This window comes from Planotetraspora sp. A-T 1434, assembly GCF_025420585.1.
In the GTDB taxonomy this organism is placed as follows: Bacteria; Actinomycetota; Actinomycetes; order Streptosporangiales; family Streptosporangiaceae; genus JAOEGB01.
The window spans coordinates 1-13869 of the sequence record NZ_JAOEGB010000030.1 but is presented as its reverse complement, the minus strand read 5'-3'; the positions used below and the strand labels follow the sequence as shown (position 1 = coordinate 13869).

Annotated in this window: 6 protein-coding genes; 3 read left to right on the top strand and 3 right to left on the bottom strand. The window is 70.4% G+C overall.

What is annotated here, in order from left to right:
* Positions 1-52 precede the first annotated feature (52 nt).
* The 3 genes from N5079_RS29945 to N5079_RS29935 form a co-directional block, all read right to left on the bottom strand.
* Positions 53-445 (bottom strand): hypothetical protein, encoded by a 393-nt coding sequence (locus N5079_RS29945; RefSeq protein WP_261587514.1) that lies wholly within the window; start codon positions 443-445, stop codon positions 53-55.
* Positions 446-561: 116 nt separating this feature from the next.
* Positions 562-3603, bottom strand: a complete 3042-nt coding sequence (locus tag N5079_RS29940; RefSeq protein ID WP_261587513.1) for an AfsR/SARP family transcriptional regulator — start codon at positions 3601-3603, stop codon at positions 562-564.
* A gap of 188 nt (positions 3604-3791) precedes the next feature.
* Positions 3792-9806: a phospholipase A2 gene (locus N5079_RS29935; RefSeq protein WP_261587512.1), complete on the bottom strand. Its 6015-nt coding sequence runs from the start codon at positions 9804-9806 to the stop codon at positions 3792-3794.
* Positions 9807-10289: 483 nt separating this feature from the next.
* Here N5079_RS29935 and N5079_RS29930 point away from each other — a divergent pair, with 483 nt between their 5' ends.
* From N5079_RS29930 to N5079_RS29920, 3 genes are all read left to right on the top strand, one after another.
* The gene (locus N5079_RS29930; protein ID WP_261587511.1) at positions 10290-11498 is read left to right on the top strand and encodes an ROK family transcriptional regulator; all 1209 of its coding nucleotides are present in this window, start codon (positions 10290-10292) and stop codon (positions 11496-11498) included.
* Positions 11499-11591: 93 nt separating this feature from the next.
* Positions 11592-13025, top strand: a complete 1434-nt coding sequence (locus N5079_RS29925) for an aldehyde dehydrogenase family protein (protein WP_261587510.1) — start codon at positions 11592-11594, stop codon at positions 13023-13025.
* Positions 12995-13801, top strand: a complete 807-nt coding sequence (locus N5079_RS29920; protein ID WP_261587509.1) for a ThuA domain-containing protein — start codon at positions 12995-12997, stop codon at positions 13799-13801. The genes N5079_RS29925 and N5079_RS29920 overlap by 31 nt, the downstream gene beginning before the upstream one ends.
* Positions 13802-13869: the final 68 nt, after the last annotated feature.

Below are 13869 nucleotides of genomic sequence, written 5' to 3'. Positions count from 1 at the left end.
GCCTGACTTTAGGCGATAGAGCCAAATATCCGGCTGAACCTGGTCGAGATCCCTATGAGGCCCGCGAGGCGATGAGGGACGTGACCAGTGCGGCGAGGACCGGGATGACGGTGAGGCCGACCAGGAACATGAGGCCGACGGGCCACAGTCCCTGGCCGTCTTCCCCGACCTCCCTGATGACCCCCACGGCGAAGACGACGTAGAAGGGCGCGGCGGCGAGCAGGCCCCAGAGGAACCCGGCCCGGGGGACCAGCCACCCGGCCAGGCCGGCCAGGATCCCCAGGCACACGAAGGCGGGGAAGAGGTAGGGCGAGTCGAAGAAGTCGCGGGGCGCGTCGGGTGCGACCGGCGGCGAGGTGATGAGACAGATCGCCACAGCGATGGACCCTGCGACGATCAGTGCGATCGTCCACACGGTGACGGTGCCGAGCTGCGGTCGCGGCATGTGAGCGTGCTCCCTGGACCCGATGGAATGCTGCTTACCCCTCCGATCCTCGCCCGTTGGCGTCCTGCCCGAGAAGTGTGGATATACCTAAACAGAGGTAAGTACATCGACCGGCGTCACGGGGCCGTCCCGACGAGGTCGTCCGATTCGCGGCGGGCCCGGTCCGCTCCCTCGATGTCTCCGGCGGCGGCGTAGGCGTCGGCGAGGCTGTCCAGCGTGCCCGCGAGGAACTCCTGCCAGCCGCGCGTGCGCCAGAGCCGCACCGATTCCTCGAGGTGGGCCACCGCCTCGGCGGTCCTGCCCTCGGCCAGGTCGACGCGGCCGAGCACCCAGAGCGCGTCGGCCCGGTGGTGGGCCAGGCGATGGGAGCGGCTCAGGGCTTCGGCCGCCTCCGCCGCCGCCCTGGCCCGCGGGTCGTTGTGCACGGCGTAGAGCTTGGCCAGCGCCACGAGCCCCATCGCCTCCAGAAGCGGGTCGCGGAGCTCCCTGTAGATGGCGAGCGCCCGGACCAGGTATTCCAGACCCGCCTCGAACTCCCCGGTCTGGGCGTGCGCGAGACCGAGGAACTGGAGCGTCGTGGCCTCGAACCGGGGGTTGCCCAGCTTCTCGGCGAGCTCGAGACCGCGCAGCAGGTGGACGATGCCCTGCCTGATCCGCCGCAGGCCGTACGCGACCGCCATGCACACGTGCGCCCGCGCCTGCCCGGCCAGGTGGCCGCTTCCCTCTGCGAGGCGTAACGCGATCTCCCCCGACTTCAGGCCCTGCTCGGTGTCGCCCCGGGCTCCCTCTCCCCAGGCCCGCAGCACGTAGGCGTCGGCGAGCCCGCGGTCCTCCCCCAGCTCGCCGAACATGGCGATCAACCGCTCCGCCCCGTCGTACTGCGCGGCCATGGCCTCGTCGCCGCCCTCCATCCACGTGGTGGCGTGCACGAGCCCGCGCATGATCATCGCCTCGCCCAGCCTGTTGCCCGCCGTACGGCACGCCTCCAGGACGACCTCGTGGGTGCCGCGCCACTCGTCGAACAGCCCGCGCACATCGAAGTAGCGCTCGACGCAGCAGGCCAGATCCCATGCGGCCTCCTCCAGGCCGAGTGTGCAGGCCTGCCGGATCGACGCGACCAGGGCCGCCCGCTCCGTGTCGAACCACGCCATCGGGTCCTGCTCAACGAGGCAGTCCCCCAAGCCCTGGAGGGCGCCGGGCAAGCGCGAGCCGTGCTGGGCGTCGGGAGGGGTCCAGCGCGGGGCGGTGCCGTGGATAATGGCGCAGGAGCTCCCCGGCACCCTTTCGGTCGCCTGCTCCGCCAGAGCGAGCCAGGCTCCGAACGCCCTGCTCAGGGCCGTGGTCACGGTTTCGGGGTCGTCCTCGAGCCCGCTGCGCTCGCGGGCGTACAGGCGGACGAGGTCGTGGAAGCGATATCGCGGCCGCCCGGCCGGGTCCATCCCGCTGATCAGCACCAGCTGTGCGTCCACCAGCGCCTCGACGAGCTCTTCGCCCGCCGATATGGGCAGGTCGAGCAGCGCCGCGGCGACGTAGTCGCCGAAGTCCGGCGCGTTCAGCGAGCCGAGCAGCCGGAACGCCTTCCGGGTGACGAGGTCGAGCCCCACGTAGCTGAGCGCGAGGCTCGCCCGGACCGCGAGATCGCCGATGACCAGGTGATCGAGCCGTCGCCGCTCGTCGGTGAGCTGCCCGGCGAGGTGGTTCAGCGACCAGTGGGGCCGCGCGGCCAGGCGGGCCCCCGCCACCCGGACGGCGAGCGGGATGCGGTCGGACAGCCGGACGATCTCCGCGGCCGCCTCCGGCTCCGCGGCCACCCGGTCGGCCCCGGCGATCCTGGCGAGCAGCCGGACCGCGTGCTCCGTCTCCAGCACCGACAGGTCGATCAGGGTCGCCCCGGACAGCCCGGTGAGCCGTACCCGGCTGGTGATGAGGACGGCGCAGCCGGACGTGCCCGGGAGCAGCGGGCGGACCTGCTGCTCCGAGGCGGCGTTGTCCAGCACGATGAGCATCCGGCGGTCGGCCAGGTGGCTGCGGTAGAGCGCGGCCCGCTCCTCCGTGGTCTCCGGTACGGCGGGGCCCGGCAGTCCGAGCGCGGTGAGGAAGGCGGCGAGCACCTGGGCGGGATCGGCGGGAGACGCCTCCGCGCCGTGCAAGTTCACGTGGAGCTGGCCGTCGGGGTAGTCTCCGGCGATCCGGTGGGCGGCGTGGACGGCCAGCGTGGACTTGCCGACCCCGCCCATCCCCGCGATGACGCACACCCGGACAGGTCCCCGTCCCGGGTCGGGCTGTCCGCCGAGGAGATCCGTCAACTGGGCGATCTGGTCGGCTCTGCCGGTGAAGTCGGAGATGTCGGTCGGGAGCTGGGCCGGAGAGGGGTCGCGGGACGACACCGCGGACGACACCGCGGACGACACCGCGGACGGCTCGGCGGGAGTCTCGCCCGTGAGGATGGCCTGGTGAAGGTGGCGAAGCTCGGGGCCGGGGTCCAGGCCGAGCTCGGCGGCGAACAGACGGCGGGCGTCCCCGTAGACGGCGAGCGCCTCGGCCTGCCTTCCGGACCTGGCCAGGGCCAGCATCAGTTGCGCGCGAAGCCGCTCCCGCAACGGGTGCTCGGCCACGAGCCCGCTGAGCTCGGCCACCAGCGCGGCGTGCGTCCCGCGCGCCAGGTCGGCCTCGACGCGGTTCTCCAGCGTGGTCAGCCGCCGTTCCTCGAGCCGGAACGCGTGGTCGCGGAGGTCGGCGGTGAGATTGAGACCCGCGTAGGCAGGGCCGCGCCAGTGCTCCAGCGACTCCCGGAGCAGCGTGGTGGCCCGCTCGTGGTCTCCGGCGGCGAGGGCGATCGTGCCCTGCTCCGCCAGGGCCTCGAACCGGTCGGCGTCCAGCTCGCCGGGGTGGACTTCGAGCACGTAACCCATGTCGGTGCGGACGATCCGGTCGTGGCCGAGCGCCCTGCGGAGCTGGTGCACGTACAGCCGGAGGTTGTCGGAGGCGGTGCGCGGCGGGGCGTCACCCCACAGCGCCTCGATGAGCGCGGACGGCGGGATCGCGCGACCGGCGTGGCAGAGCAGTTCGGCCAGCAGGGCGCGCTGCTTGCCGCCACCGAGCGGCAGAGTTAGAGCACCGGCTGTGACGTGAAGCGGTCCTAAGATGGCGAACTCCATCGCGCTCCCCGGACGAACGATCGTGCTCAAGGAAGATCAAAGCCGCTTCAATGTGCACGATGGTATTTACTTCCGTCAACCCATGAGTCGGCTCCTGTCACAAGGACACACCGGCGGGAGCCGTTGTGACGGCCCCCGCCGGTGCGGGTTGGATGTTAGTGATCGCGCCTCAGTGGTTCAGCGTTGGGTCACCCCCCGAAGGCCCGAACCGCCAGGTAGTACTTGTAGGCGATGCCTCTGCAGGTCCCCTTCCAGAAGTAGTGCGAGCAGACGCCGTAGTAGAGGACGTAGTAGAAGACGTCGTCCACCGTCTTCCTGCTGGAGATGACTCCCATGCCGCGCAGGGCGTATCCGTAGTCGTGCATCATGCACGCCGCCCGGAAGTCGAACCCGAGCGGTTTGTCGGGAGCGTGCGTGCAGTAGTCGTAGAACACGCCACGCACCCACCAGCCGGCCGGCGTCATGACCCACCACACGTAGCGCCAGCTGCCGTGGTACCAGGCGTAGTTGATGCCGCAGTGGTTGAACGCGAAGTGCCAGAAGTTGGTGCACCAGTACCACTTCTTGCCGTCCAGGTCGGCGTTCGACGTGGGCGCCTGGTTGCCGTAGTCGTAGGCGTTGGCGCTGCCGCCGTCCACCGGGTCGGTCTGGAGGAACCGCCCCAGCTTGGGCTGGTAGAGCCGGACGCCCATGAGCATGGTGCCGTCGGGGGTGTCGGAGACCCGCTCGGCCGCGCCGTGCCAGCCGTACCGCGTGGAGGGCTGACCCGGGCGCGGGTTGCCGAACTCGTCGAAGTCCAGCGCCAGCGGAACCCCGTCGGACAGGCTGTAGACCACGTTGATGTCGTCGTGCAGGTTGGTGAGCTGCAGCCGGACATCTCCGGTGGCCGAGGTGACCGCCGCGAGGCCGCCCGAGATCGAGTGGACGTTCCTGGTGACGGCGCCCGTCGCGGCGTTCTCGACGATCCACGCCGGGGTGTCGTCGTCGGCGTCGAAGTGCTCGGTCCGCGTGCCGGCGCCGATCCAGGTCCCGCCGGTCTGCTGCTCCACCGTGGTGGTGTTGCGCCGCAACTGCGGGTCGAGGGTGTAGGACTGCCGCACGGGGCCAGAGGTCATCGACTTGACCAGGTCGGTGTTGTAATAGTCCACCGTCAGCCCCGCCGGCGTGGCGGTCGTACGGCCGTAGGCGTCGTAGACGTACCCGGAGTCGGCCAGCCGGTCCCCGCCGTCGTAGACGTGGTTCTCGGTGACCGCGCCCGAGCCGTCGCAGGCGCTCCTGGTCAGCGACGTCCGGTTGGAGTTGGCGTCATATCCGTACTTGCGCCGCGCACAGGTCCCGTTCACGGTGTCGTCCACCGAGCCGATCCTGCCGGCCTTGTCGTAGTCGATCAGCTGACCGGAGAGCCCGTTGTGCGCGACCTGCTGGCCGTGGATCGACCAGGTCACCGAGTCGTCGACCAGCTTCACGCCGCCCGCGGTCTGGTAACCGCGCCAGGTGGGCTCACCCGACGGGTCCCGGAGGACGCTGTAGGACACGCCTCCCGGGAGGGTCTCCCGGACGACGGCCCCGTCCACGTTGTAGGTGGCGGTGAACGCGCCCGCGACCGAGTCGGTCATCGAGGTGAGCACGCCCCTGGGGTCGGCCGAGGTGTCGTAGACGTATGTCACCGTGGAGGGCGCGCCGTCCGTCTTCTTGATCACCCGGTCGAGCGCGTCGTACTCCACCCGGGTCACCCCGCCGTCGGCGTCCGTGTAGGACACCTGGCGGCCCAGGACGTCGTACTCACGGGTGATCGAGGTTCCGTTCGACGCGATGGTCTTCAGCGTGCGTCCCGCCGCGTCGTAGGTCGCGCTCACCTCGGGCACCGCCGCGCCCACGCCGCCCGTGACCGTGGTCTTCACGATCTGGCCCGCGACGTCGTACGTCATGGAGGTGGTCCTGGTGACTCCGTTCGCCGTCTCGGTCACGTCGCTGACGCGGCCGCCCGGCTCGTACGTGTAGACCTTGGTGACCAGCTCGGCGGGGTTGGAGCCGCCGTCGGAGACGGTCGTCTTCGCCTTGGTACGGCAGAGCAGCCCGGCCCACTGCGCCTTGGCGCCGCAGGTTCCGGTGCCGTCGGCGGTGTAGTACTCGCTGGTCGTCGTGCCGGCGTCGTCACCCGACGACTTCGGCATGGTGGTGCTGATCACCCGGCCTTCGGTGTCGTAGGCGGTCGTCTTGGTGATGGTCAGGCCGCCGGGGTCGTCGACGGTCTTGGTCGCCTTGCCGGTCGCCCAGTCGTAGTACGTCTTGCTGATCCTGACGTCGGCGTCGGCCGTCTGGCCGGACACCCAGGCGCCCACGGCGACGGTGGTGACCAGGTTCGCCACCTTGGCGTCGGCCGGCCTGCCCTCGTCGTAGGTGTTGACGGTGTGCTTCCTCGCGGGCACCTGCGCGCCGTTCGCCTTGACGAGGTGCAGGGGCCCGAGCTCGGACTGCACCCGCTGCCCGTCGGAGGTGTAGATCGTCTCCTCGGACAGCAGCCGGGCCCGGTCCGCCGACGCGGTGTTGATCAGGTTGAGCTGGGTCAGGTCGTTCGCCGCGTTCGGCCCCTGTCCCAGCGCGAGCGCCCGGTTGCCGGCCGACAGCGACAGGACGGTGTTGCCGAACGCGTCGTACTGGCTGACGGACACGCCGCCGCCCGGCTCCGCGCGGTCGACCACCTGCGCCGACGCGTTCAGGTAGGTGATCGTCGCACGACCGTAGTCGGACGCCGCCAGGCCGCCGCGCCCGGTGTTGTTCGCGGGCACCTGGTCGGCCGGGAAGATCGCCGTGGCGTCGACGGGCGGATCGTTCTGGCCCCACGTCACCGTGTTCGCCGAGGCCATGGCGTACGGCGCACCGCTCCCGCTGACCGGGACGTCGTAGACGACCGAGACGGTGGCCGTGCCGTTCGTCTCGCTCAGCGTGCCGGGGCGGAGCGTCGGCCGGGAGGCGCTGAGCAGCATCCCGTCGGCCGCGGTGTCCGGGTTGCCGGCCTTGCCGTACGTGAAGGTCCACGGCAGCTCGCCGGGCGGGGAGTAACGGTTGACCCGGCCCCCGAGGTCGTAGTCGTAGTGGGTCTTGACGTCAGGGGTGTTGGGGTTCCACTGATCGCGGAGGCGGCCCAGGTCGTCGTAGCGGTACTCGGCGAGGCCCTGTGGCGCGCTCGCGCCACCCTCCCAGAGGTCGATCCGCTTGACCTGGCCGGCCACGTCGCCGAGCTGCGCGCCGGCGGTCGTGGTGGCGGCGTACTCGAACTTGATCAACCGGCAACCCTGCGGGAGGGCGCCGAGGGTGTTCACATCACAGTCGGACTGCTGGGCGACCGCCCACGACGGCGCGATGATCTTCACCGGCCGGGCGAGCGGCTTGCCGTCGGACCCGGTCACCGACTCCCAGACGAAGATCGTGCTGGCCTTGCCGGTGGCCGGGTAGACCGCGCGGACCAGGTAGGTCGCGACCGCGGGGTCGACCTTGCCGAAGACCGTCCGGTCCGCCGAGTTGACGTCGGACAGGGTGTAGCGGTCGGTCGCCGAGTCGTAGGTCAGCTTGAGGTTCGCGGCGTCCGGCTGCGGTGTGAAGGAGCCGTCGGCGTTCTTGGTGAAGGCGACGGTGGAGCCTTCGCCGCTGATCTCGACCGAGGTGGCCGAGGTGGGGGTGAGCTGGGCGAAGGTGCCCTGCCCCGCCTGGGCGAGCCCGGTCGGGGTCCACTCGGTGCCGAAGATGGCCGCGACCCCCGGCAGCGAGGAGCCCTTCCGCGGGTTCCGCGAGGAGAAGGAGCGCATGAGCCCCACGCCGAACACGTTGGCGTCGGTGGCCGCCATCTTGAAGTCGCCGGTCAGCGTGTTGACCGAGCCCGGTCCGACGGGCTGCGTGGTGGCGCCCTCCGCGTCGCGGTCGACGATCAGGTCGACGGACTGGGACGCCGCCGTGCCGGAGGAGGTGGTGAACTCGGCCTGGATCTGGATCACGCCGTCCGTGGTCAGCGTGTGGGTGGTGTCCCAGACGAGCTCAGGGGAGACGCCGTTCGCCATCGCGACGGGCCAGGTGACCGCCGAGCCGTCGGCCTTCTTCCGGACGTCGGCGGCCGGGACCTGGTGCCAGGTGTCCGCCTCGCCGCGCCGGTAGGAGAAGGTGACCGCCGTCAGCCCCGCGCTGCCCTTCGCGGTCAGCACGGTACGGCGGGCGGTCGTCTGCCCGTCCGTCGGAGAGGTGACCGCCGAGGTGCCGGCGTTGAAGGTGTACGTCGTGGCGGCGGAGGTGTTGCCCGCCTTGTCCTTGACCCACGCCTTCAGCGTGTGCGGCCCGTCGCTCGTGGGGGTCCAGGTGACGATGTACGGCGTGCCGGTGTTGGCGGCCGACTGCTGGGCGGCGCCGTCGAACGACCAGAGCACACTGGCGACGTCGGTGCCCGACGGGGTGATGGTGAACTTGCCGGCCTGGCCGGAACCCTTCGCCCACTGACCCTCCGGGTAGTCGGTGGAGGACACGCCCGGAGCGGCCGGAGGCGCCGCGTCCACGGTGAACGTGAACCAGCCCGACCACGCGCCGTAGTCCGTGCCGTCGAAGGAGCGGACCCGCCAGTGGTAGGTGTTGTTGGCGAGAGCCGTACCGACCTTCCAGGAGCCGGTGGCACCGGAGGCGATGCTGGAGACGGACCCGCCGGTGACCTTGGTCACGTGGTCAGGCGTCCACACCTCGAAGTCGGCGCGCTGCGCCTGCCCGTCGGCGTCGCTGACCTTGGCGGACAGCGTCGGCTGGGCCGTACCCACCAGAGCTGGGCTGGTGCAGGTCGTGCACGGCGCGATCGCCAGGCTCGACGGCGTCGCCGGGAGCGTGTTGTAGTTGATGGAAATGTTCGGGTTGTTCTCGAACCGCTTCCAGTAGTAGTTGTCCGTCTCGCTGCCGGCCTTGACCATGAGCGTGATGGACGTGCCACCCGCGTTCACGGTGCTCTGCAGGGCGCTGGTCACGTCCCAGCCCACCCAGGCGGCGGGGCAGCTCGAAGGCCCGCCCGATCCGCTCGACGACCAGCCGTAGGCGACGTTCTTCGCGCCGATGCTCAGGTTGGAGGCCGGCTGGTTGTTCCAGTTGGTGGACGAGCTCACCGCGGCGGTCCGGTGCAACTCGACGTTCCGCGCCGAGCAGGACCAGGCCCACGTCTCCCTGATGTTGAACGTCCCGGAGATGATGTGCTTGCCGGCCATCCCCGAGAGGCCCATGTTGAAGAACGAGCGCCGCTTCAAGCCGCCGGAGTTGCTGGTTCCGGACGTGGCGTCGTTTGTGGAGTTGTAGTAGGTGCTGGTCGGGTAGGCGGAGTCGACATACGTCCAGCCCGACTTCGTGGCCGTGAAGCTCGGGTCGATCGTCACGGGGAAGACCGTGGCCGGGTCGGCCAGTAGCCCGGCGTCCGGAGTGATCTTTATGGCGCCGTCGGCGAGCTTGACGTCCATCTTGCCGCGCTTGCCCGGCTGGGCGGCGGCGATCGAGGCGCCGGTCGAGACGGCCGGGTTGTGCTTCATGGCGGCTTCGGCGGCGGCGTCCCACATCTCCGCCGACGAGGTGGCGAACACCGGGTCGTCCTTGGCGTTCACGACCGTGACGTTGCCGTACTTGTCGGCCTTGATCTTGCCCTTCTTCAGGGACGTACCGAACGACAGCGCCTTCAGCTTCGGATCGGCGGCCGCCTCACGGGTCTTGACCACGAGCTTCTCGGCGAAGCCGTCCACATCGGCGGTCAGCACCAGGTCGACGCCCGGCAGCACCTCGGGATAGGTGGCGGTCGCGCCGTTCAGCACCGGCTTGGGGAGGGCGCCCAGCGGCGAGCCGAGGGTGAGCTCGGTGCCCTTCTCCGACGCGGTCACCAGCGGGCCGTCACCACCGCCGGAGAAGCGGTAGGACACGGAGGCCGCCTTCGGCGTGACCGACCCGTCGGGGTTCGCGGTGAGCGTGGCGTCGGCGGCGATCCACTGGTCGCCCTGCTTCACGCGCACCGGGCGGAACCGGTGCTCCTGCGTCACGGTGCCATTGGGGTTTATGTAGAACTCGTCGGTTTCCGAGGTGAGCGACGTCACCTTCAACCGCTTGCCGCAGACCGCCGCGGCCAGCCTGGCGGAGGCCTCGGTGGGCATCTCATCGGGACAGGCCGCCTTCGCGGCCTGGATCTTCTTCGGTACGGGCATCGCCCTCGCTGAGAGGGGTGAAAGAGTGGTCGACACCAGCGCCAGGACGATTAAGGGCGGCATCGCCGTAAGCCGGCCGAGTTTCTTCGTCAACACCGAGTTTCCTCCGCATACGGACGGGCAGTGTGACTCAGACTGGCCAGAGGCTGTATAGGTGCCGTATAGATCCCGTTATGCGGCCATATTCGACGGGCGAGTTCAGGGAGAGCGGGATCGATCCGGACGCGCGCGTCAACAAGTCCGCGGACGCGCTGGGCCCCGGCGGCACGCCGGCGATCATCTCCACGCATCACATCGCAGCGAGGCGCCAGCTGCGCCGCGCGCGGCAGGGCTTGATTTGTCAGACACGACCTAGGAACGGTTGGACCCCAACACACCATCCGGTCTGCGGCTGAAGCCCGCCACGGACATCCCCGTACGACAGCGAGGGGAGGATCGGCGGAGGATCTCTGACAAGCTTTACGCTCTGGCAGAATTCACATTGTGAACCGTGCGGTACAGCAGACGACACGCGACCTGCGTCGCCATAACCGCTCGGCCCTCCTGTCGCATCTCTACCTCCACGGGCCCGTCAGCCGGCAGGATCTGATCAGGGAGTCCGGGCTGAGCTCGGCCACGGTCAGCAATGTGGTTTCCGACCTGATCAACGACGGCGTGGTCGCGGAGGCCGGGCTCGTCGGCTCCGACGGCGGCCGCCCGCGCACCCTGATCCGCGTCCGCGGCGACTTCGGACATGTCGCCGGGGTGGACATCGGGGAGACCCACATCCAGATCGGCCTCTTCGACTACACGCTGGGCACGATCACGACCGAGACCTATCCGGTCGCGGGTGCCGGCCTGGAGCCGGAGTCCGTCGCACGGCTCGTGGTCGCGGGGGTCGGCGAGGTCGTCTCCAAAGTCGGGCTGGACCCCACCGACCTGCTCGGGGTGGGTGTCGGCGTGCCGGGCGCGGTGACGGCCGGCGGCGGCGAGCTGGTGTACGCGCCGACCCTGGGCTGGCAGGCCACTCCCCTGGCCGACATGCTCCGGCGTGACATCTCCGTACCGCTCTACGTCGACAACTGCGCCCGCACGCTCGGGAAGGCCGAGATGTGGCGGGGCGCCGGACGGGGCGCCGCGCGGGCGGTCGTCGCGCTGCTCGGCGTGGGAGTGGGGGCCGCGGTCACGACGGCGGCCGATCCCTTGCGGGACGCCACCAGCCTGACCAGCGAATGGGGCCACACGGTCATCAACGTGGACGGCCGGCCGTGCAGGTGCGGCTCACGCGGGTGCCTGGAGGCGTACGTCGGCGCGAAGGCGATCCTCGACGACTACCTGGGCCTTCCGGGCGCCAGGCCGTTCGAGACCGCGGACACCGAATCGCGCCTCGCCGAGCTGGTGGCCCGCGCCACGGGCCCCGGTCCCGAGGCCGAGATCCTCGACAGAACCGCGAAGTACCTGGGAATCGGGATCGCCAACCTGATCAATCTGCTCAACCCCGACATCGTGGTCCTGTCCGGGTGGGCGGGGGCGACGCTGGGACCGGCGATCCTGCCTGCCGTACGGGCCACTGTGACGCGGCACGCGCTGGGCTATCTGCAGGGGCAGGTGCGGATCCGGGTCGGCGAGCTCGGACCCGAGGCGGTCGCGATGGGCGCGGCGACGCTTCCGGTTGTGCGCGTCCTGGCGAACGGCGGTTTTCCGTTGGCCTGACTCCGATTGACCGAAGGCAACGTGGGACTTAGCTTAAGTCATAGACGAAGTGACTGTGGTCCCCCCTGCCACCTGAGCATCCCCGGAGTTCGCATGACGTCTCACCCGGCCGACGGCCGTCTGTACATCGACGGGACGTGGCGCCCGTCGGCGTCCGGCGAGGTCGGCATCGTGGAGGAGAAGGCCACCGGAGCGCGTATCGGCTCCTACGCCCTGGGAGACGTCCGGGACGTCGACCAGGCGGTGGCCGCGGCGCGGGCCGCCCAGCCCGGATGGGCCGCGCTGTCCGCCCCCGCGCGGGCCGCCTATCTGCGCGGAATGGCCGACCACCTGCGGGACCGTTACGAGGAGCTCGTCACCCTCAGCATGCGGGAGACGGGAGGTGTGCGGGCCAAGGCCGAGGACGAGGTGACCACGACCATCCGGCAGCTCCACATCTCGGCCGTGCAGGCGACCGAGAACGCCGGTGACATCCTTCCGCCGTACAAGGCCGGGAAGCTCTCGCTGTCGCGGGCCGTACCGCTGGGCGTGCTCGGCGTCATCACCCCGTGGAACTACCCCATGAACCTCGCCATGCGGGCGGTCGCGCCGGGGCTGGCGTTCGGCAACACGATCGTGCTCAAGCCGGCCGAGCTCACCCCCATCAGCGGCGGCCAGGTGTTCGCCGAGGCCGCCGACCACGTGGGCCTGCCGGCCGGCGTGTTCAACGTCGTCACTGGTGAAGGCCAGAGCGCGGGGTGGGCGCTCGCCGAACACCGCGGCTTCGACCTGGTCGACTTCACCGGCTCGCGCGAGGTGGGCCTGGCCATCGCCGCCTCAGCCGCCGCCGACCTGCGGCCGATCCGTCTGGAGCTCGGCGGCGACAACGCGTTCCTCGTCCTGGACGACGCCGACATCGACCTGGCGGCCTCCTGTGCGCTGCTCGCCTCTCTGGAGTTCCAGGGGCAGGCCTGCATCAGCTCCAGCCGCCACATCGTCATGCGGGAGGTGGCCGGCCGGTACATCGACGCGGTGGTCCGGCGGGTCGAGGCCCTGCGCGTCGGCGACCCGATGACGGGCGAGGCCGACCTCGGCCCGCTGATCAGCACCACCCAGCGTGACAGGGTGCACAAGAAGATCGTCGAGCCCTCCGTCGCCATGGGCGCGAAGGTCCTCACCGGCGGCACGTACGACGGCCTGTTCTACCGCCCGACGGTGCTGGGCGACGTCACCCCGGACATGCCGGCCTTCACCGAGGAGATCTTCGGCCCGGTCATCCCGATCACCGTCGTGGACACCGAGGAGGAGGCCATCGCGCTGACCAACGGCTATCCGATGCTGATGAACTCGGTGTTCAGTGCCGACCTGATCCGGGGCATGCGGGTCGCCGAACAACTCCAGGCGGGCGAGGTGCACATCAACGACGCGTTCGCCCGGCACGGGGCGGAGAACCAGATGGGCGGCTTCACCCGGCGCCAGTGGATCGGCGTGCAGCGGACGCCCCTCACCCTCCCCGAATGGACGGCCGACCCGGCGGCCCGCGCATGAGCGCGGCCACGAGTCCAGGCGGACCCGCGAACGCGGGCATCGGTGCGGAGCCGAGCACGGGCGGACCCGCGAGTGGGAACGGTGGGGGACGACGCGCGCTCATCGTCCGGGGCGGCTGGGAGGGCCACGCTCCGGTCGAGACGACCGAGCTGTTCCGGCCGTCCCTGACCTCGGCCGGGTTCTCCGTGACGGTCAGCGAGGACCTCGACGTCTACCGGGACGCCGACCTCCTGGCCTCGACCGATCTGATCGTCCAGTGCTGGTCGATGGGCACCCTCACCAAGGAGCAGGAGGACGGCCTGGTTTCGGCCGTCCACGCGGGCACCGGCTTCGCCGGATGGCATGGCGGGATGGTCGCCACGTTCGGCGACAGCCGCGACTACCTGCGGATGGTCGGGGGCCTGTTCCTCCACCATCCCCCGGACTTCCTCGACTACCGGGTCACCATCAAGCCCGAGCACGCCGCGCATCCGATCGTGTGCGGGCTGCCGGACTTCGACGTGACGACCGAGCAGTACTGGATGCTCACCGACGGCCTGAGCACCGTGCTGGCCGAGACCCGCATCGCGCCCCAGAATGGTGGGCAAGGGGGGCACGGCGGGCAAGGGGGGCACGGCGGCCACGGGGGCGAACCCCTCGACATGCCAGTCGTGTGGACGCGCCGATGGGGCGCCGGGAAGGTCTTCTTCTCGGCGATCGGTCACCGGCTCGCCGACCTGACCGACCCGGTGGTCCGCACGCTCACCGAGCGCGGCCTGCTCTGGGCGGCCCGATGAGGGCGGACGACCCCGGCGTGGTGCTGGCCATGTTCCCGAACCTCCCCGCGAGGCTGTTCCGCGGGCGT

Coding starts and splice junctions, on each gene's coding strand:
- N5079_RS29925 (WP_261587510.1), top strand. CDS start 11,592: ATGACGTCTCACCCGGCCGACGGCCGTCTGTACATCGACGGGACGTGG.
- N5079_RS29935 (WP_261587512.1), bottom strand. CDS start 9,806: ATGCCCGTACCGAAGAAGATCCAGGCCGCGAAGGCGGCCTGTCCCGAT.
- N5079_RS29920 (WP_261587509.1), top strand. CDS start 12,995: ATGGACGGCCGACCCGGCGGCCCGCGCATGAGCGCGGCCACGAGTCCA.
- N5079_RS29940 (WP_261587513.1), bottom strand. CDS start 3,603: ATGGAGTTCGCCATCTTAGGACCGCTTCACGTCACAGCCGGTGCTCTA.
- N5079_RS29945 (WP_261587514.1), bottom strand. CDS start 445: ATGCCGCGACCGCAGCTCGGCACCGTCACCGTGTGGACGATCGCACTG.